This window comes from Azospira restricta, assembly GCF_016858125.1.
Lineage (GTDB): Bacteria > Pseudomonadota > Gammaproteobacteria > Burkholderiales > Rhodocyclaceae > Proximibacter > Proximibacter restrictus.
Genome location: NZ_CP064781.1, coordinates 1626689 through 1652876, shown reverse-complemented (window position 1 = coordinate 1652876; position 26188 = coordinate 1626689). Strand labels below are relative to the sequence as shown.

At 68.7% G+C, this 26188-nt stretch carries 25 protein-coding genes; 6 read left to right on the top strand and 19 right to left on the bottom strand.

Going from position 1 to position 26188, the window contains the following annotated elements; translation table 11 throughout:
- Positions 1-43 precede the first annotated feature (43 nt).
- The 5 genes from IWH25_RS08080 to IWH25_RS08060 form a co-directional block, all read right to left on the bottom strand.
- Entirely contained in the window at positions 44-346 is a 303-nt protein-coding gene (locus IWH25_RS08080; RefSeq protein ID WP_203388801.1) for a hypothetical protein, read from the bottom strand.
- Positions 346-2967, bottom strand: a complete 2622-nt coding sequence (alaS, locus tag IWH25_RS08075; protein WP_203388800.1) for an alanine--tRNA ligase — start codon at positions 2965-2967, stop codon at positions 346-348. Before alaS ends, IWH25_RS08080 begins: the two co-directional genes overlap by 1 nt.
- A gap of 138 nt (positions 2968-3105) precedes the next feature.
- Entirely contained in the window at positions 3106-3513 is a 408-nt protein-coding gene (locus IWH25_RS08070) for a hypothetical protein (RefSeq protein WP_203388799.1), read from the bottom strand.
- A gap of 109 nt (positions 3514-3622) precedes the next feature.
- Positions 3623-4360 (bottom strand): glycerophosphodiester phosphodiesterase, encoded by a 738-nt coding sequence (gene ugpQ, locus IWH25_RS08065; RefSeq protein WP_238999036.1) that lies wholly within the window; start codon positions 4358-4360, stop codon positions 3623-3625.
- A 14-nt stretch (positions 4361-4374) separates the two neighbouring features.
- Positions 4375-5670, bottom strand: a complete 1296-nt coding sequence (locus IWH25_RS08060; protein WP_203388798.1) for an extracellular solute-binding protein — start codon at positions 5668-5670, stop codon at positions 4375-4377.
- 138 nt (positions 5671-5808) lie between these two features.
- Here IWH25_RS08060 and IWH25_RS08055 point away from each other — a divergent pair, with 138 nt between their 5' ends.
- Entirely contained in the window at positions 5809-6993 is a 1185-nt protein-coding gene (locus IWH25_RS08055) for an acyl-CoA dehydrogenase (RefSeq protein ID WP_203388797.1), read from the top strand.
- Positions 6994-7000: 7 nt separating this feature from the next.
- Positions 7001-7369 (top strand): hypothetical protein, encoded by a 369-nt coding sequence (locus IWH25_RS08050; RefSeq protein WP_203388796.1) that lies wholly within the window; start codon positions 7001-7003, stop codon positions 7367-7369.
- Between the two features lie 37 nt (positions 7370-7406).
- Here IWH25_RS08050 and IWH25_RS08045 read toward each other — a convergent pair whose 3' ends face one another.
- Positions 7407-8444, bottom strand: coding sequence for an aldo/keto reductase (locus IWH25_RS08045; protein WP_203388795.1), 1038 nt, complete (start codon positions 8442-8444; stop codon positions 7407-7409).
- A gap of 100 nt (positions 8445-8544) precedes the next feature.
- Here IWH25_RS08045 and IWH25_RS08040 point away from each other — a divergent pair, with 100 nt between their 5' ends.
- Both IWH25_RS08040 and IWH25_RS08035 read left to right on the top strand, forming a co-directional pair.
- Positions 8545-9276: a GGDEF domain-containing protein gene (locus IWH25_RS08040; RefSeq protein ID WP_203388794.1), complete on the top strand. Its 732-nt coding sequence runs from the start codon at positions 8545-8547 to the stop codon at positions 9274-9276.
- Positions 9277-9353: 77 nt separating this feature from the next.
- Positions 9354-10808, top strand: a complete 1455-nt coding sequence (locus IWH25_RS08035; protein WP_203388793.1) for a DEAD/DEAH box helicase — start codon at positions 9354-9356, stop codon at positions 10806-10808.
- A gap of 138 nt (positions 10809-10946) precedes the next feature.
- Here IWH25_RS08035 and IWH25_RS08030 read toward each other — a convergent pair whose 3' ends face one another.
- From IWH25_RS08030 to IWH25_RS07990, 9 genes are all read right to left on the bottom strand, one after another.
- Complete coding sequence (locus tag IWH25_RS08030; protein ID WP_203388792.1) at positions 10947-12077, bottom strand: RelA/SpoT domain-containing protein; 1131 nt, start codon at positions 12075-12077, stop codon at positions 10947-10949.
- 106 nt (positions 12078-12183) lie between these two features.
- The gene (locus IWH25_RS08025) at positions 12184-12945 is read right to left on the bottom strand and encodes a PP2C family protein-serine/threonine phosphatase (protein WP_203388791.1); all 762 of its coding nucleotides are present in this window, start codon (positions 12943-12945) and stop codon (positions 12184-12186) included.
- A 37-nt stretch (positions 12946-12982) separates the two neighbouring features.
- Positions 12983-13282: a hypothetical protein gene (locus IWH25_RS08020; protein WP_203388790.1), complete on the bottom strand. Its 300-nt coding sequence runs from the start codon at positions 13280-13282 to the stop codon at positions 12983-12985.
- Complete coding sequence (locus tag IWH25_RS08015; RefSeq protein WP_203388789.1) at positions 13279-14961, bottom strand: acetate--CoA ligase; 1683 nt, start codon at positions 14959-14961, stop codon at positions 13279-13281. The genes IWH25_RS08020 and IWH25_RS08015 overlap by 4 nt, the downstream gene beginning before the upstream one ends.
- 4 nt (positions 14962-14965) lie before the next feature.
- Entirely contained in the window at positions 14966-15844 is an 879-nt protein-coding gene (locus IWH25_RS08010; RefSeq protein ID WP_203388788.1) for an HDOD domain-containing protein, read from the bottom strand.
- Between the two features lie 8 nt (positions 15845-15852).
- Positions 15853-17085, bottom strand: coding sequence for a glycolate oxidase subunit GlcF (glcF, locus tag IWH25_RS08005; RefSeq protein ID WP_203388787.1), 1233 nt, complete (start codon positions 17083-17085; stop codon positions 15853-15855).
- A 13-nt stretch (positions 17086-17098) separates the two neighbouring features.
- A complete protein-coding gene (gene glcE / locus IWH25_RS08000) occupies positions 17099-18163 on the bottom strand; it encodes a glycolate oxidase subunit GlcE (RefSeq protein WP_203388786.1) in 1065 nt (354 codons plus the stop codon).
- Positions 18163-19647 (bottom strand): FAD-linked oxidase C-terminal domain-containing protein, encoded by a 1485-nt coding sequence (locus IWH25_RS07995; RefSeq protein WP_203388785.1) that lies wholly within the window; start codon positions 19645-19647, stop codon positions 18163-18165. Before IWH25_RS07995 ends, glcE begins: the two co-directional genes overlap by 1 nt.
- Positions 19648-19684: 37 nt before the next feature.
- A complete protein-coding gene (locus IWH25_RS07990) occupies positions 19685-20428 on the bottom strand; it encodes a FadR/GntR family transcriptional regulator (RefSeq protein ID WP_238999035.1) in 744 nt (247 codons plus the stop codon).
- Between the two features lie 221 nt (positions 20429-20649).
- Here IWH25_RS07990 and IWH25_RS07985 point away from each other — a divergent pair, with 221 nt between their 5' ends.
- Positions 20650-21135, top strand: coding sequence for a bacteriohemerythrin (locus IWH25_RS07985; RefSeq protein ID WP_203388784.1), 486 nt, complete (start codon positions 20650-20652; stop codon positions 21133-21135).
- A gap of 4 nt (positions 21136-21139) precedes the next feature.
- Here IWH25_RS07985 and otnI read toward each other — a convergent pair whose 3' ends face one another.
- Positions 21140-21961, bottom strand: a complete 822-nt coding sequence (otnI, locus tag IWH25_RS07980) for a 2-oxo-tetronate isomerase (RefSeq protein ID WP_203388783.1) — start codon at positions 21959-21961, stop codon at positions 21140-21142.
- Between the two features lie 96 nt (positions 21962-22057).
- Between otnI and IWH25_RS07975 the strand changes: the two genes are divergently transcribed.
- Entirely contained in the window at positions 22058-22609 is a 552-nt protein-coding gene (locus IWH25_RS07975) for a cob(I)yrinic acid a,c-diamide adenosyltransferase (RefSeq protein ID WP_203388782.1), read from the top strand.
- A gap of 50 nt (positions 22610-22659) precedes the next feature.
- Here IWH25_RS07975 and IWH25_RS07970 read toward each other — a convergent pair whose 3' ends face one another.
- The 3 genes from IWH25_RS07970 to aroG are packed head-to-tail and all read right to left on the bottom strand — an operon-like array spanning position 22660 to position 26133.
- Positions 22660-23523 carry a decaprenyl-phosphate phosphoribosyltransferase gene (locus tag IWH25_RS07970; RefSeq protein ID WP_238999034.1) on the bottom strand — a complete coding sequence of 288 codons (864 nt, stop codon included), beginning with the start codon at positions 23521-23523 and terminating at the stop codon, positions 22660-22662.
- Positions 23520-25049 (bottom strand): ArnT family glycosyltransferase, encoded by a 1530-nt coding sequence (locus IWH25_RS07965; protein ID WP_203388781.1) that lies wholly within the window; start codon positions 25047-25049, stop codon positions 23520-23522. Before IWH25_RS07965 ends, IWH25_RS07970 begins: the two co-directional genes overlap by 4 nt.
- A 4-nt stretch (positions 25050-25053) precedes the next feature.
- Positions 25054-26133: a 3-deoxy-7-phosphoheptulonate synthase AroG gene (gene aroG, locus IWH25_RS07960; RefSeq protein WP_203388780.1), complete on the bottom strand. Its 1080-nt coding sequence runs from the start codon at positions 26131-26133 to the stop codon at positions 25054-25056.
- Between the last annotated feature and the right edge of the window lie 55 nt (positions 26134-26188).

The window sequence follows — 26188 nt, the reverse complement described above, 5'->3', positions numbered from 1 at the left end:
CATTGCCTTGCCCGTTTCGTGATGGCGACCGCGCCCGTCAGGGTCAGCGGCCCTTGCCGGAGAGCGAACCCCGGTTGTAGTCCTTGTCGCCGGGCATGATCGTGCGGCCGATGCCGAAGGCGCCGCCCTGCGCATCGACCGGGCGAACCCGGTTCTCCGGGTACTGCGCGGCGAGTTCGCGCGCCTGCGCCGCCTTCTCGGCGTCGACGAACTCCCAGCGGCCGTTGGGATGGAGGCGCACCGCATCGCCCTGTGCGGTCGTCGCCGCCAGCGGCGTGCGGTCGAGCTCGGCCCCGGCGGCGGCGGAAGCGGCCGCCAGCGCGAAGGCGACGACGACGGCGCGCATCAGACGCGGCCTTCGACCCAGCCCTTGACCGAGGCCAGCGCCGCCGGCAGCGCCGCCGGGTTGGTGCCGCCGGCCTGCGCCATGTCCGGGCGGCCGCCGCCCTTGCCGCCGACCTGCTGGGCGACGGCATTGACCAGTTCGCCGGCCTTCACCTTGCCCGTCAGGTCGGACGTGACGCCGGCGATCAGGCTGACCTTGTCGCCGTCGACGGCGGCGAGCACGATCGCCGCCGACTTCAGCTTGTCCTTCAGCTTGTCCATCGTCTCGCGCAGCGTCGGCACGTCGGCGCCTTCCAGCGTCGCCGCCAGCACCTTGACGCCCTTGACGTCGGCGGCCTGCGCGGCGAGGTCGTCGCCCTGGCTGGAAGCAAGCTTCGACTTCAGCCGCGCCAGTTCCTTCTCCAGCGCCCTCGCCTGGTCGACGAGCTGGTTGACCTTGGCCACCACTTCCTGCGGCTGCGCCTTCAGGGCGCCGGTGACGGCGGCGAGCGTATCCTGCTGCGCGGCCAGCCAGGCCAGCGCGACGTCGCCACAGACCGCCTCGACGCGGCGCACGCCGGCGGCGACACCGCTCTCGCCGACGATCTTCAGCAGGCCGATGTCGCCGGTGCGCTCGACGTGCGTGCCGCCGCACAGTTCCTTCGACGAGCCGATGGAGAGCACGCGCACCTCGTCGCCGTACTTCTCGCCGAAGAGCATCATCGCGCCGGACTTCTGCGCGTCGTCGATCTTCATCACGCGCGCCTCGGTGGCGGCGTTGGCGAGGATCTCGGCATTGACGATGGCCTCGACCTTGCGGATCTCGGCCTCGGTCATCGGCTGGTGGTGCGCGAAGTCGAAGCGCGTCTTGTCCGGGTCGACCAGCGAGCCCTTCTGCTGCACGTGGCCGCCGAGCACCTCGCGCAGCGCCTTGTGCATCAGGTGCGTGGCCGAGTGGTGGCGCGCGGTGCGCGCGCGGGCGGCGATGTCGACCTTGGCGCTGACGCCGTTGCCGACGGTGATCTTGCCGGTCTTGACCACACCGTGGTGGCCGAAGACGGCGGCCTGCAGCTTCTGCGTGTCCTCGACCGCGAAGATGCCGTGCACCGACTGCAGCACGCCGCGGTCGCCGACCTGGCCGCCGGACTCGGCGTAGAACGGCGTGTCGTCGAGGACGACGACGCCCATCTCGCCTTCGACGAGTTCATTCACCGCGGCGCCGTCCTTGTACAGCGCCAGCACGTTGCCCTTGGTCTCGAGCATGTCGTAGCCGTGGAAGGTCGTCGCCGGGCCGTCGTAGTCGAGCTGTGCGGCCATCTTGAACTTGCCGGCGGCGCGCGCCTGCTCCTTCTGCCGCGCCATCGCCGCGTCGAAGGCGGCGGCATCGACCGAGAACTGCTTCTCGCGGCAGATGTCGGCGGTGAGGTCGAGCGGGAAGCCGTAGGTGTCGTGCAGCTTGAACGCGGTCTCGCCGTTGAACACGGTGCTGCCGGACGCCGCCATCGCGGCCAGTTCGCCGTCGAGAATGGCCATGCCGTGCTCGATGGTCGCGAAGAAGCGCTCCTCCTCGAGCTTCAGCATGTCCATGATGCGCGCCTCGCCGGCCTTCAGCTCGGGATAGGCCTCGCCCATCTCGGCGACCAGGTCCGGCACCATCCGGTGGAAGAAGGGCTGGCGCACGCCGAGCTTCCAGCCGTGGCGGATGGCGCGGCGAATGATGCGGCGGAGCACGAAGCCGCGGCCCTCGTTGCCCGGGATGACGCCGTCGGCGATCAGGAACGAGCAGGCGCGGATGTGGTCGGCGAGCACGCGCAGCGACGGGCCGTCGGCGTCCTTCGAATTCGTTTCGCGCACCGCTGCCTTGATCAGGTTCTGGAACAGGTCGATCTCGTAGTTGGCATGCACGTGCTGCAGCACGGCGGCGATGCGCTCGAGGCCCATGCCGGTGTCGACCGAGGGCTTCGGCAGCGGGTGCATGACGCCGGCCTCGTCGCGGTTGAACTGCATGAACACGTTGTTCCAGATCTCGATGAAGCGGTCGCCGTCCTCGTCCGGCGAGCCCGGGGGGCCGCCCGGGATGTGCTCGCCGTGGTCGTAGAAAATCTCGGTACACGGGCCGCAGGGACCGGTGTCGCCCATCATCCAGAAGTTGTCGGAGGCGTAGCGCGCGCCCTTGTTGTCGCCGATGCGCACGACCTTGTCGACCGGCACGCCGATCTCCTTGGTCCAGATGTCGAAGGCCTCGTCGTCCTCGGCGTAGACGGTGACCATCAGCCGCTCCTTGGGCAGCTTGTAGACCTCGGTCAACAGCTCCCAGGCGTACTTGATCGCGTCGCGCTTGAAGTAGTCGCCGAACGAGAAGTTGCCGAGCATCTCGAAGAAGGTGTGGTGGCGCGCGGTGTAGCCGACGTTCTCGAGGTCGTTGTGCTTGCCGCCGGCGCGCACGCACTTCTGCGAGGTCGTCGCGCGGGTATAGGGGCGCTTGTCGAAGCCGAGGAAGACGTCCTTGAACTGGTTCATGCCGGCGTTGGTGAACAGCAGCGTCGGGTCGTCGTGCGGCACGAGCGAGCTGGAGGCCACGATCTGGTGGCCCTTCGATTCGAAGAACTTGAGGAACTGCTGGCGGATTTCGGCGCTTTTCATCGGCGGAGGCCCAAAAATTAACCCAATGCGGGCGGCAAGAAGCAAAGCGGCGATTTTACCGGAAAAACAAGGCCCGCCGCGCTGTCGCCAGCGGCCGGCGGGCCTTGCCGGGCGGCCGGCGGACGCCGGCCCGCGCGCTCAGCGGTTCGGGCCGCGGTGCTGGCCGGCGTTGCGATGCTCCTGGCGCAAGGCCTGGCGCGGGCGGTCCTGGCGGCCGTCGTGGTTGAAGTCGTGCTGGCGGTCGTGCTTCTCGCGGTAGATGCGCTGGCTCTGCACGTCCTGCGCATGCTCGATGCGCGCCCGCTCCCTGGTCGTCACGGCGCCGTCGGACACCGCCCTGTTCTCCAGGTTCTGCACGTGCGTCTGGCCGCGGTCGAGCTTCGCCGCCTCCTTCTCGGTCAGCGCGCCGGACTGCACGCCGCGGTCGATGCGCGCCTCCTGGCGGTCCTGGCGGGCATCGATGCGCGGCGTCGAGGCGGTCTGCGCGGCGGCGAACAGCGGCACGGTCAGGGCAACGGCGGCGACGAGGGTCTTGAGGGTCTTCATGGTCGATCTCCTGGTGGTTTGGTCTCGCCTGTCGTCAGGCTGGTGCCAGCGTATCGTCGCCGCCCGCCGAATCCCAGCGCGCAGCGGTAACACTTCGTAAGCAGTTGTTTCAGGCGACGGCGGCGAGGGGGTCGCGGGGATCGAGGCGGTCGGTGAAGAGCCCGGAAACGCCGCGCGCGAACAGGCGCTGCGCCGCCTGCGGGTCGTTCACCGTGTAGCACAGCACCGGCACGCCGGCGACGGCGGCCGCGGCGATCGTCGTGTCACGGACGCAATCGGCGGCGCAATGCAGCGTCGTCGCGCCGACCTCGTCCATCTGCCGCCGCCAGTTCCTCGGCACCGCCTCGAACAGCAGGCCGTAGCGGAGCTGCGGCGCGACGCGGCGGGCGGCGGCGAGCGCCTGCCGCGAGAAGGAGGAGAGCAGCGGCGGCACGCCGCGCCAGTGATCGGCGACGAAGCTCGCCACCGTCTCGCCGGTGGCGAGCTCGTACCCGGCCGCCGGCTTGATCTCGATGTTGGCGAAGAGGCCGAGCTCGGCGCACAGCGCGGCCGCCTCGGCCAGCGTCGGGATGCGCTCGCCGCCGCCGGCGTCGAGCGCGAAGAGCACGGCGTCGGGCGTCTCGCAGACGCGGCCGCGGCCGTTGGTGGTGCGCTCCAGCGTTTCGTCGTGGATCAGCACCGGCGTGCCGTCGGCCGACAGCATCACGTCGAACTCGACTGCCGTGAAGCCGCGCGCCGCGGCAGCGCGCAGCCCGGCCAGCGTGTTTTCCGGCGCCAGCGCACCGCCGCAGCGGTGCGCGAAGACGCGGGGCAGCGGCGGCGCGGCCGGAGTCATCGCCTGCGGCACGCGCCCGTCCGGCCTCAGCGCCGGCGCGGCTTCGCCTCCGGCGGCAGGCAGCAGCCGCCGCCGTTGGTCATGTTCAGCGCCGTCGGCAGCACCGCGTTGCCGCGCAGCACGGCGGTGTCGAGCGCTTCCTTGGCCGGCTTCCGGCCGGCCCAGACCGCCTCCAGCTCCTCCTCGACGATGATGCGCACCGGCTCGATCTGCGACACGCGCAGCGGATGCGTCGCCCCTTCCTGCTTCAGCTGGGCGTAGGCCACCTTGAGGCCGGCGAGGTCGTCGCCGAGCAGCTTGCTGTTGGCGATCGCGCGCGCCACCGGCGTCATCGGCAGGTAGCCGCCCATCTTCGTCACCTCGACCTGCATCTCCGGCGTCACCAGGTAGGCGACGAACTTCGCCGCCGCCTTGTACTCGGCCGGCTTCTTGCCCTCGCCGATCCACAGCGAGGCGCCATCGGCGAGCGCGTGCTGCGGCGCGCCGTAGACGTCGTCGTAGTAGGGCAGCGGCGCGACGCCGACCTCGAACGCCGGCGATTCGCGCAGCGTCGCGGCGACCGACGAACTGGAGGTCAGCATGCCGCACTCGCCGGCGGCGAAATGGCGGTCGGCTTCGTCGCGGCGGCCGAAATACTTGAAGTAGAAGCTCTTGTGCCAGCTCGCCAGCAACGCGATGTGCTTGACCTGGACCAGGCCGTTGAAGGCCAGCGTGCCCTTCGGCCCGGAGATGTCGCCACCGTTCAGCGCCGTCGTGTTGTCGATATGCACCCAGGCCGGCCAGGAACTGGTGTAGGGGCAACGCAGGCCGGCGTCGAACAGCTTGCCGGCGGCGTTCTGCACTTCCCACCAGGTCTTCGGCGGCACGTTCGGGTCGAGGCCGGCCTTCCTGAACGCGGTCTTGTTGTAGTACAGCACCGGCGTCGACATCGCCAGCGGCAGCGCGACCAGGTTGCCCTTGGCGTCGGCGACGCGCACGCGCAGCTCGGGCGCGAACTGCTTGCCGTCGAACTTCTCCCTGGCCTCGGCCATCACCTTGTGCAGCGGCCGGAAATTGGCCTTGTTGGCGGCGAAGTCGAGCACGTTCTCCGGCGTCGCCAGGTTGAGTACCGCCGGCGCGCCGTCGCTCGACTGCTGCACCAGGCGGATGCGGTAGTCCTTGCTCTGGCCGTTGAACTGCTCGACCAGCTGCGCCAGCTTCGCGGCGCGCCCGCTGTCCAGCTGATGGTAGAAATCGACCTCGGTCAGCGCCTGCGCCGAGGCGGCCTGGGCGAGAACGAGGCAGGCACCGGCAAGGGCGGCGGGGAGATGGCGTTGCAGCATCGGAAACCTCGGCGGGGAAACTTTCGCGGACGGTCAATTATGCACCATCGGCCACCCCGGCAGCAGGCCCCGGCAGCGAATGCCGGCGTGATTGCGGTTAGAATGCGGCATCGCCTTTCTCGCCTGCAGGCACCGACGATGAGCCGATTCAACTGGGAAGACCCGCTGCTGCTGGAAGATCAACTGAGCGACGAGGAGCGCATGGTGCGCGACGCCGCGCGTGCCTGGGCGCAGGCGAAGCTGGCGCCGCGCGTGCTGGAGGCCTTCCGCCACGAGCGGACCGACCCTTCGATCTTCCGCGAGATGGGCGAGCTCGGCCTGCTCGGCAGCACCATTTCCGGCTACGGCTGCCCCGGCGCCTCGTACGTCGTCTACGGCCTCGTCGCACGCGAGATCGAGCGCGTCGATTCGGGCTACCGCTCGATGATGAGCGTGCAGTCCTCGCTCGCCATGTACCCGATCGCCGCCTTCGGCTCGGAAGCGCAGAAGCAGCGCTGGCTGCCGGCGATGGCGAAGGGCGAGAAGATCGGATGCTTCGGCCTGACCGAGCCGGACCACGGCTCTGACCCCGGCTCGATGGCGTCGCGGGCGAAGCAGGTCGCCGGCGGCTGGTCGCTGTCCGGCAGCAAGATGTGGATCACCAATTCGCCGATCGCCGACGTGATGGTCGTCTGGGCCAAGGACGAGGCCGGCGACATCCGCGGCTTCCTGCTCGAAAAGGGCATGCAGGGGCTGTCCACTCCGGCGATCCACGGCAAGATGGGACTGCGCGCGTCGATCACCGGCGAGATCGTGATGGACGAGGTGTTCGTCCCCGACGACAACCTGCTGCCCGGCACCATGGGTAAATATTCGGGCCTGAAGGGCCCGTTCATGTGCCTCAACTCGGCGCGCTACGGCATCGCCTGGGGCGCCATGGGCGCCGCCGAGTTCTGCTGGCACGCGGCGCGCCAATATACGCTCGACCGCAAGCAGTTCGGCCGCCCGCTCGCCGCCAACCAGCTGATCCAGAAGAAGCTTGCCGACATGCAGACGGAGATCGCGCTCGGCCTGCAGGGCGCGCTGCGCCTGGGCCGGCTGAAGGACGAAGGCAAGGATGCCCCCGAGATGACCTCGCTGCTGAAGCGCAACAACTGCGGCAAGGCGCTCGACATCGCCCGCCTGGCGCGCGACATGCACGGCGGCAACGGCATCTCCGACGAGTTCGGCGTCGTCCGCCACATGCTCAACCTGGAAGTGGTGAACACCTACGAGGGCACGCACGACGTGCATGCCCTGATCCTCGGCCGCGCCCAGACGGGCATCGCCGCCTTCGCCAACTGAGAAGACCATGACGCGCCCCCTGCTCCTCACCCTGCCGTTCCTGCTGACCTTCGCCGGCTGCGACATCGTCCAGCAGCAGATGGGGATCGAGGATCTCAACGCCAAGGCCGCCCGGGTCGAGGCCGAAGGCAAGGCGGTCGGCGGCGCCTGCCGCCACTCCGGCCGCGCCATCGAGGACTGCTACGCGATCTACCACTGGCTGCCGAAGGCGCCGATCTTCGCCGGCTGGCAGGAGATGGACACCTACATGCGCACCAACAAGATCGAGTCGGTCGAGCCGCAGCTGCCGCCGCCGGCGCCGCCGGGAACGCGACGCAAGGCGGCGGAGGAGCCGGCGGCAAACGCCAAGCCGGCGGAGAAGAAGGCCGAGAAGTAGGAGAGGAAACGAAGAGGGCGCCCGCCCTCTTCCGCGTTCACGGTGCCGGGTTGGTGTAGCGCAGGTGGATCGCATCCACCGCCGCCAGCAGTTCCGGCGACAGGTCGAGCGCCCAGGCGCCGAGGTTCTCCTCCAGCTGCGCCATCGTCGTCGCGCCGATGATCGTGCTCGCCACGCACCAGCGGCGATAGCACCAGGCCAGCGCCAGCTGCGCCGGCGACAGGCCGTGTTCGCGCGCCAGCGCCGCGTAGGCGGCGACCGCCGGCGCCACGTTGGGCTTCGAATAGCGCTGCGCGAAGCCCGCGAAGTCGTTCACCCGCCCCTTCGCCCGCGGGTCGTCGAGGTACTTGCCGCTGAGGAAGCCGAAGGCGAGCGGCGAATAGGCGAGCAGGCCGACGTTCTCGCGATGGCAGACCTCGGCGAGGCCGCTGTCGTAGACGCGGTTGAGCAGGTTGTAGGCATTCTGGATCGAGACGATGCGCGGCAGGCCGTGCGCCTCGGCCAGGCGGACAAGCTGCATGACGCCCCAGGGGTGCTCGTTGGAGACGCCGACGCGGCGGATCTTGCCTTCCTTGACCAGCGCCGCGAGCGCCTGCAGCGTCTCGCCGATCGGCGTCGCTTCACGCTCCTTGGCCGGGTCGAACTGCCACTGGCCGAACATCGGCTGGTTGCGCGCCGGCCAGTGCAGCTGGTAAAGGTCGACGTAGTCGGTCTGCAGTCGCTTCAGCGAGCCCTCCAGCGCCGCACGCAGGTTGGCCGCGTCGAAGCCGGACGGCCCGCCGCGGATCCATGACAGCGCGCGTCCCGGCCCGGTCGCCTTGGTCGCCAGCACCACCCGGTCGCGCGGCTGCCGCTTCAGCCAGCTGCCGACGATCAGCTCGGTCTTGCCGTAGCTCTCGGGAGAGGGCGGCACCGCGTACATCTCGGCGGTGTCGACGAAGTTGATGCCGGCGGCGAGCGCCCGGTCGAGCTGCGCGTGGCCCTCGGCCTCGCTGTTCTGTACGCCGAAGGTCATCGTGCCGAGGCAGATGCGGGACACCCGCAGGCCGGAATTGCCGAGATCGATATAGTCCATGCTGTCCTCCTGTCGCGGCCATTCTACGCAATTCGGCGACCGCTCCCGGCGCGGCTCGGCTACAATTTTCCCGTCATTCCGGCATCGAGGAGCCGGCAGCATGCCTACCCTGCGCCCACTCGCAACGCACTGGCCGACCGCACTGACGCTTGCCGCCGGCACCGCCGCCGCGCGCGCCGGCGACGCTACCGCGGCGGGCTCGCCGCCGCTGTTGCTCGGCGGCCTTCTCGCGGCGCTGGCGGCCGGCCTCGGCGTCGCCCTGTGGCGGCAGAACCGCCGCCTGCAGGAAGCTGTCGCCGCCCGCGACGACGCCCTCTCCCGCCTCGAGCACATGGCCCAGCACGACCCGCTGACCGGGCTGCCGAACCGGGCGATGGTCAGCGACCGCCTGTCGCAGGCGATCTACCGCGCCGACCGCCGCGGCAGCCGCGTCGCCGTCTGCGTCGTCGAGCTCGACGGCCGCCGCCGGTTCAACGACGAACTCGGCCGCGACGCCGGCGACGCACTGCTCGCCGCGCTCGGCCAGCGCCTCAGCATCCGCCTGCGGGCGACCGACACCGTCGGCCGCCTGGACGACGACGCGTTCGCGCTGGTCCTCGAGGAAATCGATGGCACCGACGCCGCCCGCGGCATCGCCGGCGACGTGCAGCGGCTGATCGCCGAGCCGCTCGAAACCGGCGGCCGCAGCTGCGTGCTCGCCGCCACGCTCGGCCTCGCCCTCTACCCCGACCACGGCCGCGACACGCCGAGCCTCTTGCGCAAGGCGGAAGCGGCGATGCACGCGGCGAAACGGGCGGGCGGCAGCGGCATCCGCATCCACGACGACGATTGAAACCGGCGGCTTTTCCCGATGGGTGTATAATCGCCGCCCTATGCCATTGATTACAAATTCGTTTGAGGGTGCCGCCGATGCGCTTTGACGAGCTCGGCCTTGCGCCCGAAATCCTCCGCGCCATCGCCGACCAGGGTTACACCGAGCCGACGCCGATCCAGCAGAAGGCCATTCCGTTGGTGATGGCCGGCAAGGACATCATGGGCGGCGCCCAGACCGGTACCGGCAAGACCGCCGCGTTCACGCTGCCGCTCTTGCAGCGCCTGCTGCCGCTGGCCAGCCCGAGCCCGTCGCCGGCGCGCCACCCGGTGCGCGCGCTGATCCTGGCGCCGACGCGCGAACTGGCGATCCAGGTGCACGAGAACCTGCAGTCCTACGCCAAATACACCGCGTTCCGCACGCTGTGCGTCTATGGCGGCGTCGACATCAAGCCGCAGATCGAGGCGATCCGGAAGGGCGTCGAGTTCCTCGTCGCCACCCCGGGCCGGCTGCTCGACCTGGTCGAGCAGAAGTGCCTGAACTTCCAGAGCGTGCAGGCGCTGGTGCTCGACGAAGCCGACCGCATGCTCGACATGGGCTTCATCCCCGACGTCACGCGCATCATCAACCTGCTGCCGAAGGAGACGCGGCAGAGCCTGCTCTTCTCGGCGACCTTCTCGAACGAGATCAAGAAGCTCGCCGACACGATGCTGAAGTCGCCGGAACTGGTCGAAGTGGCGAAGCGCAACACCGTCTCCGAGACGATCACCCACCGCGTGCACCCGGTGTCGGCCGAGGCCAAGCGGGCGCTGCTGACCAAGCTCCTGAAGTCGGACGAATACGACCAGGTGCTGGTGTTCACGCGCACCAAGCAGGAGACCGGCAAGCTCGCGCGCGAGCTGGCGAAGTCGGGCATCGCCGCCGATGCGATCCACGGCGACAAGTCGCAATCGGAGCGGCTGAAGGCGCTGGAAGCGTTCAAGGACGGCACGGTCAAGGTGCTCGTCGCCACCGACGTCGCCGCGCGCGGCCTCGACATCGACGAACTGCCGCACGTGATCAACTTCGAGCTGCCGCACACGCCCGAGGACTACGTGCACCGCATCGGCCGCACCGGCCGCGCCGGCAGGAAGGGCACCGCGGTGTCGCTGGTCTCGGCCGACGAGGTGCAGTACCTGGTCGACATCGAGAAGCTGATCAAGCTGCAGGTCGAGCAGGTGGTGATCCCCGGCTTCGCGCCGGAGTACGACTACGAGTACCCGCCGACCGGCAGGAAGAAGCACCATCGCCGGCCGGAGGCGGGTGCGCCGGTCGTGGCGCCGGTGGCGGCACCGCGCCGCGAACCGCGCGAAGCCCGCGAACCGCGCGCGCCGCGCCATGCGAAGCGCAACGTGGCGCCGGACGGCTTCGACTTCAGCGCGCCCTACGTGGAGAAGGAGCTGGAGCCGCGCGGCGAAGTGCCGCAGGACGACAAGCCGCACGCCAAGCCCGACCCGCACAAGCCGAAACGGCCGGTCGCCGCGCTGCTCGGCGGCCTCGGCAAGCGCGCCTGAACTCCAACGCCAAGCAAAACGGCACCCGGGGCGGGCGCCGTTTTCTTGTCGTAGAAGCACTCTATTTTGCACATTCCGACTAAACGACTTGCAGGGCCTCTTGCAAGCCAAACGTCATTAAAACCAAACAAGCGCAACCTATTCCGTTAGTGGAAGTGGTAGTTGCTCTAGCTTTAGGCTGGGCAACCGAATCGAGCGCGAACGACCAGACAGAGCTTGTTCAAGCAGCACTAAGAACAGGCGCGTATCCGCAAAGTAGTTGGGATACGCACGACTCAATGCGGTAACAGATTCAACAGACACCAGAACTGCATCCGTTTCCGCTTTGTCCTTCGCAAGCTGTTCCGCTTGGGCGTATGTCTTCTCTGCTAATTCAACCTGATTCTGTTTAAATCCGGTTACAAGCAGCGTGCCATTCTTCGGGTCAAGCTGTAACAGATAGTAGTGAGCACCATCCTGTGCATCCGTAAGGTAGCGAAGTGCTTTACCGTATTCGCGAAGACGGTCCTGCACCTTGAGTTTGTCAGCATAGTGCCGCAGCTCTGAAAATAGTTCGGAAGACCTAGCCGGTGTGTCAGGTACTAGCGGTGCACGCTCGCGCAGCGCGATTGCCGAGCCGATCAGCGAAAAAAACCGCTTCCAGTCCTCGCTTCCTAAGCTTGACTTTAGCGCTTGGCCAGAAAACATACCGGCGGTCTCAACGGCGGTTGCCCAAGCATGCTGGTACCTGGACCGTAATTGCATTTCAATTTTTAGTCCGTTGTACATCGCTTTCTTCTTATCTGAGAAGTAGCGATATACCAAATGGATTCCCCTATACCCGGATGACTTAGGGGCGCTAATGTAGTCGTCAACAGACGCTTGTATGTGTTTAGCAGAACTTTCGTTTTGGTAGTAGTCGAAAACCCTGAAGACATTTGTAACGTTACTCAAGATCGCCCGGCACCCACCCAGGTCTTGCATCTGGGACAACTTCATTGATGGGAATCGATCAAGCTTGTGGCGAATAGAGGAAAGCCGCTTAATTCGCTGCGCGATGAGCGCGTCCTGCTCAAACCGTCGACAGGTATTGCGAAGATTCACCTGGAACGTATTGAGTGGATATCCATGCGAACCGCGCCAATTATTAATAACATCAATGGCGTTCGAATATTCTTCCCAATCGTCTATCCCCCAGTTCGCCCAGTTTTCACGGGCAGACCGCACGAGCATCTTGCCAGCAGAGTTGATAGCCTCTTTGTCGAATTTAGGTTCTGCCCAAACAGTCATAAATTACCCCGTGCCGAGCCTGGCAATAGGCGTTCATCATACGTTCTTACATCCAAACGAGGATGAGAAGTATCTATGCCTCGCTTATTGCCGAAGAGATATGCGCTCAGGTTTTCTTCGCCGGCGCCTCGATCAGCTTCAGGATGGCGACCGAGATGTTGTCGCCCTCGCCGTTGGCGCGGCTGCGCGCCCGTTCGAGCAGCAGCCCGGCCGCCTCGCGCGCGGTATGCGCGGCGACGACGCCGGCCAGCTCGGCATCGCTGAAGTAGGCCCAGAGACCGTCCGAGCACAGCAGGAAGCTGTCGCCGCCCTGCAGGCCGTTGGCTTCGCCGAAATCGACCTTGGGCGCTTCGCTGCCGCCGAGCGAGGTGAGCAGGACGTTGCGGTTGGGATGTCCCAGCGCCTGCTCCGGCGAGATCTTGCCCTGGGCGACGAGATGCTCGACGTAGGAATGGTCGGTGCTGCGGAAGACCGGCTGGTCGCCGCGGAAGCGGTAGAGGCGGCTGTCGCCGCAGTGCGCCCAGCTCACCCTGCCCGGCTGCAGCAGCAGCATCACCGCCGTGCTGTGCGGGTCCTTCTCGTTCACCATGCGCATCGTCTTGATCAGCGTATGCGCCTCGAGGAAGCTCGCCTCCAGCATCGCGCGCGGCGACTCCTCGTCGACCGCGTAGTGTTCGAGGTTGCTGCGCGCGGTGTACAGCACCTGCTCAGCGGCCACCGCGCCGCCGGCGTGCCCGCCCATGCCATCGGCGACGACGGCCAGCGCCACGCCCTTCTTCTTCGGGTGCGGAAAGATTCCGGCCCGGTCCTGTTGTTCCTTGCGGTCGCCGATGTGTTGGGCGACGCAGGCGTCTATAGTTAGCGGCATTCCCCCTCCTCCACGGCGGGAAGCATACCACCGCCGTTCAAGGGGCGGGCGGCCGGATTTCTTCCGGGCGGCGCAGATGCGCGCTGCGCCCCGGGTTGTGCTCGATATAGACGCGGTGCGCGGCGACGACGATGGTGTGCACTTCCTCGCCGGAGAGGTCGGGGAAATTCTCGCGCAGCACGCGGAAGGCGAGGTGCTCGAGCGAATGCCCGGCCCAGCCCTGGTCGGGATCGAAGAACGGCTCGATCATCGTGTACGCGGTGTCGAACAGGCCGCGCAACCTGGCGTTCGTCCGCCGGTCGGCGCCCGGGCGGTCGGTGTTATCGCTGATGTTCATGATGGTTCCCCCGTTTTCTCGTTTTCGCGCTGGCGCAGCACGCGCCGCTGGATCTTGCCGGTCGTCGTCATCGGCAGCGCCTCGACGAACTCGACCAGCTTCGGCGTCTCGTACGGCGCCAGCGTCTTCCGCACGTGCGCCTGCAGTTCCTCGACCAGCGCCGCGCCGCCGGCGACGCCCGGCTGCAGCACGACGAAGGCCTTGACGACGGTGCCGCGCGTCTCGTCCGGTACGCCGATCACCGCCGCGTTGGCGACCGCCGCGTGCTTCAGCAGGCAGTTCTCGATCTCGGACGGACCGATGCGGTAGCCGCCGCTCTTGAACACGTCGTCGGCGCGGCCCTGGTACCAGAAGTAGCCGTCCTCGTCGAGGCGCGCCAGATCGCCGGTGCGCCCCCAGCCGTCGCCGATGGACTTGTCGGCGGTCGCTTCCGGCTTCTTCCAGTATTCGAGCAGGATCACCGGGTCGGGCTGGCCGTTGCAGACGCGGTGCACGGCGACCTCGCCGGTCTCGCCCGGCGGCAGCTCGTTGCCGAGTTCGTCGACGATGCCGACGCGGTGCCCGGGATAGGCGCGGCCCATCGCTCCCGGCCGCGCGGCCCAGGCGGCGGCGCAGTTGCCGACGACGTAGTTCATCTCGGTCTGGCCGAACATCTCGTTGATGGTGACGCCGAGCTTGTCCCGCGCCCAGTGGAAGACCGCCTCGCCGACCGGCTCGCCGGCGCTCATGATCGTGCGCAGGTCGAGGTCGTAGCGCGCCTTCGGCTCGGGCACCGCCTTCATCATCATCTTCAGCGCGGTGGGGAAGAGGAAGGTGTTCCTGACGCCGTACTTCTCGAGCAGATAGAACGCCTTCTCGGCGTCGAAGCGCCCCTTGTAGGCCAAGAGCGGCTGGCCGAAGCGCCACACCGGCAGCAGCACGTCGAACAGGCCGCCGGTCCACGCCCAGTCGGCCGGCGACCAGAACAGGTCGCCCGGCTGCGGGAAGAAATCGTGCGAACAGACGAAGCCGGAGAGGTTGCCGATCAGCGTGCGGTGCGCCATCAGCGCGCCCTTCGGGTTGCCGGTGGTGCCGCTGGTGTAGATGATCATCGCCGGGTCGTCGGCGGCGGTGTCGACCGGCGCGTAGCGCGGCGAGGCGTGTTCGAGCACCGCGTTCCAGTCCCGGACGCCGTGCGCCGCGGCCAGCGCCGGGTCGATGTCGACGCCGATCAGGTGCTTCAGCTCGGGCAACCGGTCGCGGATCTCCAGCAGCTTCGGCAGCGTCGTCTCGTCGACGATGGCGACGTGCGCGCCAGCGTCGGCCAGCCGGTATTCGAGCGCATCCGGCCCGAACAGATGCGACAGCGGCAGCGCCACCGCCCCCATCTGGTAGGTCGCGACGTGCGCGATGCCGGTGTGCGGGCGCTGCGGCATCATGATCGCGACGCGGTCGCCGGCCAGCGTGCCGAGCGCGCCGAGCACGTTGGAGAGGCGGTTCGCCGCGCGCTGGATGTCCCAGAAGGTCCACGCCGAGGTGTGGCCGGCGTCGTCCTCGTAATAGAGCGCGAAGCGCGTGCGGTCGGCGGCCCAGCGGCCGCAGATGTCGACGCCGATGTTGTAGCGGGCGGGAACTTCCCAGCGGAAGCTGTCGCGGATGCCGGCATAGCCGCCGGCGCCGGCGTCGAGATGCATCACCATGGGGTCAGTGCTCCTCGCTGTGGTAGCGGTCGAGTATCTCGTCCATGAATTCGGGCAGCGCATCGGCATGCAGGCCCAGCTCCTCGGCGACCGCCTCGCGCGCGCCTGCCCACTCCGGGTTGTCGATGTGCATGTCCTGGTAGTAGAGCTGGATCGCCAGCTGCAGGATGGCGACCATGGTCCGCGCCGCATGGTTGCCGAGGCTGCCCATGTGATGATGGAAGCGGATCGCGTCGCAGATGAAGTCCGGCAGCTTCCAGTGCTTGCCGACCAGGTAGCCGACGACGCAGTGGTCGGCGTTGAAACGCCGGTCCTCCTCGGCGAGGTCGAGCCAGGCGCCCTGCTCGTCGGCGTGCATCGCCTTGCAGTAGGTGGAGAAGCGCTGCATCAGCACCGGCACGCCGCAGTCGTGGAAGATGCCGGCGAGGTAGGCCTGGTCGGGAAAGACATTGCACACCGAGACGCGATCCTCGGCGATCAGCATCGCGATCTGGCCGACCGCGCGCGAACGCGCCCAGAAGGCCTCGAAGGCCTTGGCGTTGTGCCTGGCGCCGATGGCGGTGGCGAGCGTCACCGCCTGCACGATATTGAAGGTCTGGCGGGTGCCGATCGCCTGCAGGATCTCCTCGACCGACGCGAACGGCTGCATGCGCCGGTAGGCGGCGCTCTGCACGACGCGGAACAGCGCGGCGACGATGCCGGCATCCTGGCTGATGCTGCGCGCGATGACGCGCAGGTCGGTGACGCCGCGGCTCAGCAGGTGCCGCAGCTCCTCCAGCACGTGCGGCTGCGGCGGCAGCTTGATGCCCTTTTCGACGAGGCGCCTGACGCTCTTGCTCTCGTCATCGGAAAGCGTCGCGAGCAAGGCCTGGTCGATGGCCATCGTATCCCCTAGATGCGTTCTTCGATGATCTCCACCCAGTGCCGGACGGGCGTTGCGCTGCCGCTCTGCAGATGGGTCTGGCAGCCAATGTTAGCAGTAACGATCAGCTTCGGGGCGCCGGCCGACAGCGCAGCCAGCTTGTTGTCGCGCAGCTGCTTCGACAGCGCCGGCTGCAGGATCGAGTAGGTGCCGGCGGAGCCGCAGCAGAGGTGGGAATCAGCCACCGGCGTCAGCTCGCAGCCGGCAGCGGCGAGCAGCTCCTCGACCACGCCCTTGATCTTCTGCCCGTGCTGCAGCGTGCATGGCGAATGGAAGGCGAGCTTCAACGGCGCCTGCGCCTTCGCCGCGAGCAGCGGCTTCAGCCGCGCCGCCTCGGCGACGACGATCTCCGAGACATCCCTGGTCAGCGCCGAGATGCGCGCTGCCTTCTCGGCGTAGGCCGGATCCTGCGCCAGCAGCAGCCCGTATTCCTTGACGTGCGCACCGCAGCCGGAGGCGGTCATGACGATCGCCTCGACGCCCTGCTCGACGTGCGGCCACCAGGCGTCGATGTTGCGGCGCATGTCGGCGAGCGCCGCCTCCTGCGCATCGAGGTGGAAGCGCAGCGCACCGCAGCAGCCCGCCTCCGGGGCCTCGAACAGCGTGATGCCGAGCCTGTCGAGCAGGCGCGCGGTGGCGGCGTTGGTGTTCGGCGCCAGCCCCGGCTGCACGCAGCCGGCAAGCGCCAGCATGCGGCGCGGATGGTTCGAAGCGGGCCAGCCGCGCGACTGGCCGGCGGCGGCGGCCGGCACCTTGTCGGCCAGCGCCTGCGGCAGCAGCGGGCGCAGCAGCTGGCCGGCGGCGACCGCTGGGCGGAAGATCCACGGCCGCGGCAGCGCCTCCTTGAGCACGCCGCGCACCAGCTTCTGGCCGAGCGACCGGTCGACGCGGCGGTTGAGGAAGGCGCGCCCGATGTCGAGCAGGCGGTGGTACTTGACCCCGGACGGGCAGGTCGTCTCGCACGAACGGCAGGTCAGGCAGCGGTCGAGGTGCAGCTGCGTCTTTTCGGTGACCGGCTGGCCCTCGAGCATCTGCTTGATCAGGTAGATGCGGCCGCGCGGCCCGTCCAGTTCGTCGCCGAGCAGCTGGTAGGTCGGGCAGGTGGCGGTGCAGAAGCCGCAATGCACGCAGGTGCGCAGGATGGCATCGGCCTCGCGGCCTTCCGGCGTGTCCTTGAAGGAATCGATCAGATTCGTTTGCATGGTCGTGGGCTTCTTAGAAATCGGGGTACAGGCGGCCGCGGTTGAAGACGCCGTGCGGATCGAAGGCCTGCTTCAGGTTGCGGTGGATCTTCAAGAGCGCCGGCGACAGCGGCTGGAAGACGCCGGCGGAGGCCTTGATCGCATCGCCGCCGCGGAACAGCGCGGCATGGCCGCCGGCGCTGGCGGCCGCCGAGCGCAGCTGTTCGGCGCCCTGGTCGCCGCGCAGCCAGCGTTGCGCGCCGCCCCATTCGATCAGCGTCGGGCCGGGGATGCCGAGCGGCTGCGCCACCGAGGCCACCGACAGGCGCCACAGCGGCTCGCCGCCGGCGAAGAAGGCGTGCGTCTGCTCGCGCAGGCTCGCCCAGAACGCCGCCGCGTCGGCGACGACCTCGCCGCCGAGCATCGCCTGCGCGGCGTCGACGGCGGCATGCGCGCCGGCGAGGCGCAGCGTCAACACGCCGTCGTGCCAGGCCGAGGCGGCGATCGGCAGCGGCTGGCCGCCCCATTCGTTGAGCTTGCGGAGCGCCTCGGCCTCGTCCAGCGCAAAGCGCAGGCTGCGCTCGGCGACCGGCAGCGGCAGCACCTTCAGCGCCACCTCGGCGATCAGGCCGAGGGTGCCGAGGCTGCCGGCGATCAGGCGCGGCACGTCGTAGCCGGCGACGTTCTTCATCACCTGGCCGCCGAAGGAGAGCAGTTCGCCCTTGCCGTCGATCAGCTTGACGCCGAGTACGTAGTCGCGCACGGCACCGACCGCCGCGCGGCGCGGGCCGGAAAGACCGGCGGCGACCATGCCGCCGACGGTCGCGGCGCCGAAGTGCGGCGGCTCGAAGGGCAGGCACTGCCCCTTCTCGGCGAGCGCCGCTTCCAGCTCGGCGAGCGGCGTGCCGGCGCGGGCGACGACTACCAGCTCGGTCGGTTCGTAGACGACGATGCCGCGGTAGGCGGCGGTGTCGAGCACCTCGCCGGCCGGCGTGCCGCCGTAGAAATCCTTGCTGCCGCCGCCGCGGATGCGCAGCGGCTGCTGCGTCTCGACGGCGTCGTGCACGCGTCCGATCCATTCCTTGAGCACGGTATCCATCAGAACCTCGGCGGGGTCGTTGCGGCCGCAGCATGCGTCTGGGCGCGCGTCAGGGTGTATTCGCGGCAGCGGGCCAGCGTCGGGATGCCCTTGCCCGGGTTGAGCAGGCCCCTCTCGTCGAAGGCGGCCTTCAGCCGGTGGAAGGCGGAGATCTCGGCCGGCGTGAACTGCGCCGCCATGACGTCGATCTTCTCGACGCCGACGCCGTGCTCGCCGGTGATGGTGCCGCCGAGGGCGACCGACAGCTCGAGAATCTCGGCGCCGAAGGCGGTGGCGCGCTCGATCTCGCCCGGCTGGTTGGCGTCGTACATGATCAGCGGGTGCAGGTTGCCGTCGCCGGCGTGGAAGACGTTGGCGCAGCGCAGCCCGTACTTCACCGACAGGTCGCCGATCGCCTCCAGCATCTCGGCCAGGCGCTTCCGCGGAATGGTGCCGTCCATGCACAGGTAGTCGGGCGTGATGCGGCCGACCGCCGGGAAGGCCGCCTTGCGGCCGGCCCAGAAGCGCAGCCGCTCGGCCTCGCTCTGCGAGACGACGAGCGAGGTGGCGCCGCTCTTTTCGAGCACCGCCTTCATGCGTTCGATCTCCTCGGCGACCTCGGCCGGCGTGCCGTCCGATTCGCACAGCAGCACGGCCTCGGCGTCGAGGTCGTAGCCGGCCTTGACGTAGGGCTCGACGGCATGCGTCGCCGCCTTGTCCATCATCTCCAGCCCGCCCGGGATGATGCCGGCGGCGATCACGTCGGCGACCGCGTTGCCGGCCTTCTGCACGTCGTCGAAGTAGGCCAGCACGACCTGCGCCAGCTCCGGCTTCGGCGTCAGCTTGACGGTCACTTCGGTGGTCACCGCGAGCAGGCCCTCGGAACCGTTGATCAGCGCCAGCAGGTCGAGGCCGGGCGCGTCGAGCGCGTCGGCGCCGAACTCGACGGCCTCGCCCTCGATCGTGAAGCCGCGCACCTTGAGCACGTTGTGCACGGTCAGCCCGTACTTCAGGCAGTGCACGCCGCCCGAGTTTTCGGCGACGTTGCCGCCGATCGTGCACGCGATCTGCGACGACGGGTCGGGCGCGTAGTAGAGGCCGTACGGCGCCGCCGCCTCCGACACCGCGAGGTTGCGCACGCCCGGCTGCACCAGCGCCGTGCGCGAGAGCGGGTCGATGCGCAGGATCTTCTTGAAGCGCGCCAGCGACAGCACGACGCCGTCCTCGTGCGGCATCGCGCCGCCGGAGAGGCCGGTCGCGGCGCCGCGCGGCACCACCGGCACCTTCAGCTCGTGGCAGGCGCGCAGCACTGCCTGCACCTGTGCCTCGGTCTGCGGCAGCACCACCACCAGCGGCAGCGCGCGGTAGGCGGTGAGGCCGTCGCACTCGTAGGGGCGCAGATCCTCCTCGTCGACGAGCAGCGCGTCTGCAGGCAGCACCGCCTGCAGGCGGGCGACGATGGCGCGCTTGTCCACGGTAAAGCGGACGTCGTTGGCAAAGGCCATGAGCGGACTCCCGGGTAGGGTTGCGGGGGCTTGCGGGTTACTTGCCGGCGGCGTTGCCGCCGAGGTCGGCCGGCAGCGCGATGCCGACGCGCTCGGCGGCCCCGCGCAGATGGACGTGCGCCGCGTTGCGCGCGGCGACGGGGTTGCCGGCGGCGATCGCGTCGAGCAGCACGTAGTGCTCGCGCTGCGCCTCGCGCGGCGACTCCATGCCGCGCGGATGGTCGACCCAGGCCACGCGCCGCGATTCGGAGAACTGGCGGCCGAGGAACTCGGCCAGGCGCAACACGTACTGATTGTGCGTGGCGGCGGCGATCGCCAGGTGGAAATCGTCGTCGGCCTCGGAGCCGTCGATTTCGCTGGTGAGCGCCTCGTCCATGCGGCGCAGCGCATCGCGCATCGCGGCGAGGTCGTCGTCGTTGCGCCGGCGGGCAGCCAGCTCGGCGACGGTGGCTTCGATCAGCGTGCGCAGCTCGAAGATGTGCAGCAGGCCTTCCTCGCCGCCCGGGGCGAGGCGGAAATTGAGACTCTTCGGGTTCGCCGCGACGAAGGCGCCCGAGCCCTGGCGGGTCTCGATCAGGCCGTCGGCCTTGAGCCGCGCGATCGCCTCGCGGACCACCGCACGGCTGACGCCGAAGGTTTCCGCGAGCACCTTCTCGGTCGGCAACTGCGCACCGGGGGCATAGTCGCCGCGCTGGATGCGGGCTTCGAGTTCCGCCGACACTTCCTCGCTGAGGCGCGGCGGTCGGTGAATGCGGCTGAGGGTCTCGAGTGGCATATACATCAGGTTGTCAGACAATATATGGAAATCATACGCCGACGATTCCCCGATGTGAAGCTGCGGTGAAGTATCAAGTGCATTTACTGCAGCATTTACTGCAAACAGCAAGGTGCACGGCAGCGGCAGCCGGTGGTCAGCAACTCTTGATCCACATCAAAATCGACTTTGCGCAAGATCGTAACCTGCCGAGCATAACAGCAATAGCAGACAGGGAGCGTTCCAGCATGGCCACGACAGACCTTTTCCACTGGTCGGACGAGTTCAGCATCAACATCCAGGAGATCGACGAGCAGCACCGCGTCCTCGTCGACCTGCTCAACCAGCTGCACGAAGCGATCCGCGGGCACCGCGGCAAGGCGACCTCGCGCGAGATCCTCGACCGCCTCGCCGAGTATACGCGCACGCATTTCCTGCTCGAGGAAAGCCTGATGCGCCTGACCCACTACCCCGGCTTCGAGATCCACAAGGCGCAGCACGAGGAACTGATCGCCCAGGTGGTCACGCTGCAGGACAAGCTCGACAAGGAGAACGCGACGATCACCTTCGAGCTGCTGCACTTCCTGAAGACCTGGCTGACGCAGCACATCAACGACAGCGACAAGCGCTTCGGCAGCCACTTCCAGAAGGCCGGACTGCAGCAGTACGCGAGCTGGAGCCAGGAAGTGGATGCGACGATGAAGAAGAAGAAATGGTGGTGGAAGTTCTGGTAGCCGCTCAGCCGGCAGCCAGCGCCTCCGCGCGCGGCATCGCCGGCGCCGGCGCCACGCCCTTCAGCCAGCCCAGGCCGGCCTCGCTGCCGGCCTGCGGCCGGTACTCGCAGCCGACCCAGCCGGCGTAGCCGAGGCGGTCGAGCAGCGCGAACAGGTAGGGGTAGTTGATCTCGCCGCTGCCCGGCTCGTGCCGCCCCGGCACGTCGGCGACCTGGATGTGCGCGATGCGCTCGAGGTTGGCCTCGAGCGTCCGCGCCAGATTCCCCTCCATGATCTGCGCGTGATAGACGTCGTACTGCAGCCACAGGTTCGGTTCGGCGACCGACTCGATCAGCGACAGCGCCTTCTTCGGCGTGTCGATGCAGAAACCCGGCATGTCGATGCGGCTGTTGATCGGCTCGACGAGCAGGCGGATGCCGGCCTCCGCCAGGCGCGACGCGGCGTGGCGCAGGTTGCCGAGCAGGGTCAGGCGGATTTCCTGCGGGCGCAGCCCCGGCCGCGGAACGCCGGCGAGCGCGTTCACCTGCGTGCAGCCGAGTTCGCAGGCATAGTCGATGGCCCGCTCGACGCCGTCGCGGAACTCGGCCTCACGACCGGGCAAGGCCGCCAACCCGCGCTCGCCCGTCGCCCAGTCGCCGGACGGCAGATTGAAGAGCACCTGCTGCAGCCCGTTGTCGCGCAGTCGCCGGGCCAGTTCGGCGGCCGGGTAGTCGTACGGCGACATGTACTCGACGCCGGTGAAGCCGGCGCGGGCGGCACGCTCGAAACGGTCGAGGAAAGGGACTTCCGTGAACAGGAAGCCGAGGTTGGCGCAAAAACGGGGCATCGCGAATCCCTCCGATATAATTCGCTGCTTCGACTCTGCCGGCCTGCTCCTGATCTTGTTCCGGCAGCCCACCCGCATTCTGACAGGAAACGAAAAATGGGCAACCGTCTCTCCAAAATCGTCACCCGCACCGGCGACGCCGGCACCACCGGCCTCGGCGACGGCAGCCGCATCGGCAAGGACAGCCCGCGCATCGACGCGCTCGGCGAGGTCGACGAGCTGAACTCGACGCTCGGCGTGCTGCTCGCCGAGGCGCTGCCGGACGACGTGCGCGAGGCGCTGCTCGGCATCCAGAACGACCTCTTCGACCTCGGCGGCGAACTGTGCTGCCCGGGCATGACGCTGGTCAGCGAGGCGCAGGTGCTGCGCCTCGAGCAGCAGGTCGAGGACTTCAACGAGAACCTGCCGCGACTGAAGGAATTCATCCTCCCCGGCGGCACCCGCCCGGCGGCGCTGGCGCACCTCGCGCGCACCGTCGCCCGCCGCGCCGAGCGCAGCGTCGTCGCGCTGGCCGCGAACGAGCCGGTCGCCGACAACATCCGCCGCTACCTGAACCGCCTCTCCGACCTGCTGTTCATCCTCGGCCGCTACCTCAACGTCGCCGCCGGCCGCGGCGACGTCCTCTGGGTGCAGCGCAAGAACGCCTGAGCGAAGGCAAAAGCCTTCGCGAACAAGTCCTTCTGGAGGGCGCCTGAGTCTCAGCCGAGAATGACGATCACCGCCGCCAGCCAGCCGAGCGCCGCCGCCAGCAGGTGGCGGTCGGTCATCAGGTCGACGGCGGCGTCGCCGCCGCCGGCGTGGCGGTGCAGCCGGTAGAGGTAGCGGAACATCCCGTAGACGACGAACGGCACCGTCGCCATCAGGCCGACGGTACCGTGCAGCGCCAGCGTTTCCGGACTGACGGTGTACAGGCTGTAGCTGACGATGGTCGCCGTCGCGCAGATGCCGATCAGCTTGTCGAGCAGCGCCGGGTCGTATTCGTCGAGCACCTGCCGGTGGCCGGCGGCGTGCCCGTCGAGCGCCTTCAGCTCGGCATGCCGCTTGGCGAAGCCGAGGAACAGCGTCAGCATCAGGCCGCACAGCAGCAGCCAGTGCGACGGCGCGATGCCGACGCCGAGCGTGCCGGCGAGGATGCGCAGCATGAAGCCGGCGGCGATGAGGAAGACGTCGAGCAGCACGACATGCTTCAGGCCCAGCGTGTAGCCGACGTTGAGCAGCAGGTAGGCGACGACGATCGCCAACACGGCGGGCGACGCCAGCCAGGCGAGGAGGCCGGCGGCGGCGAGGCAGGCCATGCCGACGGCGAAGGCGGCGCCGGCGGTGATCGTGCCGGCGGCGAGCGGCCGCTGGCGCTTCTTCGGGTGCTGGCGGTCGCGCTCGCGGTCGACCAGGTCGTTGCCGACGTAGACCGCCGAGGCCGCCAGCGAAAAGGCGGCGGCGGCGAGCAGCACCTGCCCGACCAGTTGCGCGTCGTTCCAGGCATGGCCGAAGAGCAGGCCGACGAAGACGAAGGCGCTCTTCAGCCACTGGTGCGGACGCAACAGCTTGATCCAGGCCTTCACTTGCCGTCTCCGGGAAAGTAGCGGTCGGTAAACGCGCAGCCGCGCAGCGGCAGCCAGTCCGGAATCCGGTAGAAGCGCTCGCGCACGCGGTTCAGCACGCGGTCATGATACACGGCGTAGCGGAAGCCCTGCCCGTGCACGAGGTGGAAGTCGACGCCGTCGATCGCGAACGAGGATACGTCGATGTGCGCGAAGTACGGCGCATAGCTTTCCGCGCGCACCGTCTCCTTGCGCAGGATCAGGAAGCCGCGGCCGTCGAGCGCACGGAAGTCGGTATCGAAATCGTCCTGGCGGCCGTGGAAGGAGCCGTCACCGAACACCACCACCGGCCGGTTCAGCGCGTAGGCCAGCGTCGCCGCCGACGAATAGCTCTCCATCGCTGCAGTGCAGCCCTCGCCGCAGCGCGCCAGCGGCTCGCGCAGCTGCCGCGCGAGTTCCGGGCCGTTCCAGGTGAGCACGGCGCCGGCGTGCAGGCTGCTGCCTTTCCAAACCGACAGCGGCAGCGCCAGGAAGACGACGGCCGCCAGCATATGCAGCGCGGCGAAGGCCGCCGACCAGCGGCACAGCGACCACAGGCGCTCGACCGGCAGCGCTGCCGCGGCGAGCGCGGCGAGCAGCGGCATGAAGGCGAGCAGCCAGTGCAGGCCGACCGCCTTGGTGAACGACAGCGCGAAGAAGCACAGCAGCGGCACCGCCGCCAGCCACGCCAGCGCGCGCGCCGTCGCGTCGCCGGCGATCGCCGCGGCGAGCTCGCGCCGGCCGCGCCACAGCGCCCACAGCAGCCACGGCGTCGCCAGATAGGCGAGCGAGGCAACGAAGGCGAGCGGGTTCTCCCAGGCGAAACCGGCCTTGCCGTTGCGGTTGAAGAAGTTGAAGACGAGGTTCGACCAGCAGTGCTCGCTGTTCCACCACAGATTCCAGGCCGGCCCGAGCAGCGCGCAGGCGGTCAGCGCAGCGAGCAGCGCGAAGCGACCGGGATCGCGGCGGGCGAACAGCAGGTGCGCGGCGAAGGCGACGCCGAGCAGCGCCGCGAAATATTTGCCGAGGAAGGCCAGCCCGAGCAGCAGGCCGGCCGCCGCGTGCCAGGCGAGCGACGCGCGGCGCATGCCGCGCAGGTAGGCGAGGACAGACAGCAGCGAGAAGAGGACCACCGGCGTATCGGTGGTGACCAGCACGTTCCACACGTCGGCCGGCTGCAGCAGCACGAGCAGCGCCGCCAGCCGGGCGCGCTCCTCGCCCTGCGCCCGCAGCAGCGACCAGGCGCCCCAGGCCAGCACGAAGGGCAGCAGCAGCGCCGGCAGGCGCAGCCACCATTCGGCGCGGCCGAAGGGCAGCAGGCCGGCCAGCCACCAGCCGATCATCGGCGGGTGGTCGTAGTAGCCGCCGGCCGGCCGGCCGCCCCAGGCGACGAAGTAGGCTTCGTCGCCGGTCAGCGGCAGCGCCGCGGCGAACCACAGGCGGAAAAGGAAAAGCGCGGCGAGCGTGCCCGCCAGCCAGCGGCCGGTGCGCGAGGCCGGCAGCCTCATCGGATCAGGAGGTGGCCTCGACCAGGCGGCGCTGGCGCACGCCCTGCGCCAGCGTTTCCAGCACGCCGACGGTGTCGTCCCAGCCGATGCAGGCGTCGGTGATGCTCTTGCCGTATTCCAGCGGCTTGTCCGGCGACAGGTCCTGGCGCCCCTCGACCAGGTGCGACTCGACCATGACGCCGATGATGCGCTCGTCGCCGCCGCCGATCTGGCCGGCGACGTCCCGGGCGACGTCGATCTGGCGCTCGAACTTCTTGCTGCTGTTGGCGTGCGAGAAGTCGATCATCACCCGCGCCGCGAGGCCGGCGGCGGCGATGTCGGCGCAGCACTGGTCGACGCTCGCCGCGTCGTAGTTCGGCGCCTTGCCGCCGCGCAGGATGACGTGGCAGTCCTCGTTGCCGGTGGTGGACACGATCGCCGAATGGCCGCCCTTGGTCACCGACAGGAAATGGTGCGGCGCGCTGGCGGCGCGGATCGCGTCGACCGCGATGCGCACGTTGCCGTCGGTGCCATTCTTGAAGCCGACCGGGCACGACAGGCCGGAGGCCAGCTCGCGGTGCACCTGCGACTCGGTGGTGCGCGCGCCGATCGCGCCCCAGGCGATCAGGTCGGCGGTGTATTGCGGCGTGATCGTGTCGAGGAACTCGGTGGCGCAGGGCAGGCCGAGCTCGTTGATCTCCAGCAGCAGCTTGCGCGCCAGGCGCACGCCCTCGTTGATGCGGAACGAGCCGTCCAGCCGCGGGTCGTTGATCAGCCCCTTCCAGCCGACGGTGGTACGCGGCTTCTCGAAGTAGACGCGCATGACGACGATCAGGTCGTCGGCGAGGCGTTCCATCTCCTTCTGCAGGCGGCCGGCATACTCCATCGCCGCGTCGAAGTCGTGGATCGAGCACGGGCCGACCACCACCAGCAGCCGGTCGTCGGCGCCGTGCAGCACGCGGTGGATCGCCTGGCGGGCGTTGTAGGTCGTCTGCGCGGCGCGGTTCGACACCGGGTACTCGCGGAACACGTGCGCCGGCGGCACCAGTTCCTTGATTTCCTTGATGCGGACATCGTCCGTATTCGGCTTCGTTTGCGGCGTCATGACAGAAAACCCTGAAAGAATGGGGGCGCCGGAAATGACAGGCCCGACCGCCCGG

What these genes read in the sequence shown, in the direction of transcription:
- IWH25_RS07995 (WP_203388785.1), bottom strand. Translation starts at nt 19,647, where the DNA reads ATGGCCTTTGCCAACGACGTCCGCTTTACCGTGGACAAGCGCGCCATC.
- IWH25_RS08010 (WP_203388788.1), bottom strand. Translation starts at nt 15,844, where the DNA reads ATGGCCATCGACCAGGCCTTGCTCGCGACGCTTTCCGATGACGAGAGC.
- IWH25_RS08025 (WP_203388791.1), bottom strand. Translation starts at nt 12,945, where the DNA reads ATGCCGCTAACTATAGACGCCTGCGTCGCCCAACACATCGGCGACCGC.
- IWH25_RS08020 (WP_203388790.1), bottom strand. Translation starts at nt 13,282, where the DNA reads ATGAACATCAGCGATAACACCGACCGCCCGGGCGCCGACCGGCGGACG.
- IWH25_RS08050 (WP_203388796.1), top strand. Translation starts at nt 7,001, where the DNA reads ATGACGCGCCCCCTGCTCCTCACCCTGCCGTTCCTGCTGACCTTCGCC.
- IWH25_RS08030 (WP_203388792.1), bottom strand. Translation starts at nt 12,077, where the DNA reads ATGACTGTTTGGGCAGAACCTAAATTCGACAAAGAGGCTATCAACTCT.
- IWH25_RS07975 (WP_203388782.1), top strand. Translation starts at nt 22,058, where the DNA reads ATGGGCAACCGTCTCTCCAAAATCGTCACCCGCACCGGCGACGCCGGC.
- IWH25_RS08035 (WP_203388793.1), top strand. Translation starts at nt 9,354, where the DNA reads ATGCGCTTTGACGAGCTCGGCCTTGCGCCCGAAATCCTCCGCGCCATC.
- IWH25_RS08040 (WP_203388794.1), top strand. Translation starts at nt 8,545, where the DNA reads ATGCCTACCCTGCGCCCACTCGCAACGCACTGGCCGACCGCACTGACG.
- IWH25_RS07965 (WP_203388781.1), bottom strand. Translation starts at nt 25,049, where the DNA reads ATGAGGCTGCCGGCCTCGCGCACCGGCCGCTGGCTGGCGGGCACGCTC.
- glcF (WP_203388787.1), bottom strand. Translation starts at nt 17,085, where the DNA reads ATGCAAACGAATCTGATCGATTCCTTCAAGGACACGCCGGAAGGCCGC.
- IWH25_RS08055 (WP_203388797.1), top strand. Translation starts at nt 5,809, where the DNA reads ATGAGCCGATTCAACTGGGAAGACCCGCTGCTGCTGGAAGATCAACTG.
- otnI (WP_203388783.1), bottom strand. Translation starts at nt 21,961, where the DNA reads ATGCCCCGTTTTTGCGCCAACCTCGGCTTCCTGTTCACGGAAGTCCCT.
- IWH25_RS08045 (WP_203388795.1), bottom strand. Translation starts at nt 8,444, where the DNA reads ATGGACTATATCGATCTCGGCAATTCCGGCCTGCGGGTGTCCCGCATC.
- IWH25_RS08070 (WP_203388799.1), bottom strand. Translation starts at nt 3,513, where the DNA reads ATGAAGACCCTCAAGACCCTCGTCGCCGCCGTTGCCCTGACCGTGCCG.
- glcE (WP_203388786.1), bottom strand. Translation starts at nt 18,163, where the DNA reads ATGGATACCGTGCTCAAGGAATGGATCGGACGCGTGCACGACGCCGTC.
- IWH25_RS07985 (WP_203388784.1), top strand. Translation starts at nt 20,650, where the DNA reads ATGGCCACGACAGACCTTTTCCACTGGTCGGACGAGTTCAGCATCAAC.
- IWH25_RS08060 (WP_203388798.1), bottom strand. Translation starts at nt 5,670, where the DNA reads ATGCTGCAACGCCATCTCCCCGCCGCCCTTGCCGGTGCCTGCCTCGTT.
- aroG (WP_203388780.1), bottom strand. Translation starts at nt 26,133, where the DNA reads ATGACGCCGCAAACGAAGCCGAATACGGACGATGTCCGCATCAAGGAA.
- IWH25_RS08015 (WP_203388789.1), bottom strand. Translation starts at nt 14,961, where the DNA reads ATGGTGATGCATCTCGACGCCGGCGCCGGCGGCTATGCCGGCATCCGC.
- alaS (WP_203388800.1), bottom strand. Translation starts at nt 2,967, where the DNA reads ATGAAAAGCGCCGAAATCCGCCAGCAGTTCCTCAAGTTCTTCGAATCG.
- IWH25_RS08080 (WP_203388801.1), bottom strand. Translation starts at nt 346, where the DNA reads ATGCGCGCCGTCGTCGTCGCCTTCGCGCTGGCGGCCGCTTCCGCCGCC.
- IWH25_RS07990 (WP_238999035.1), bottom strand. Translation starts at nt 20,428, where the DNA reads ATGTATATGCCACTCGAGACCCTCAGCCGCATTCACCGACCGCCGCGC.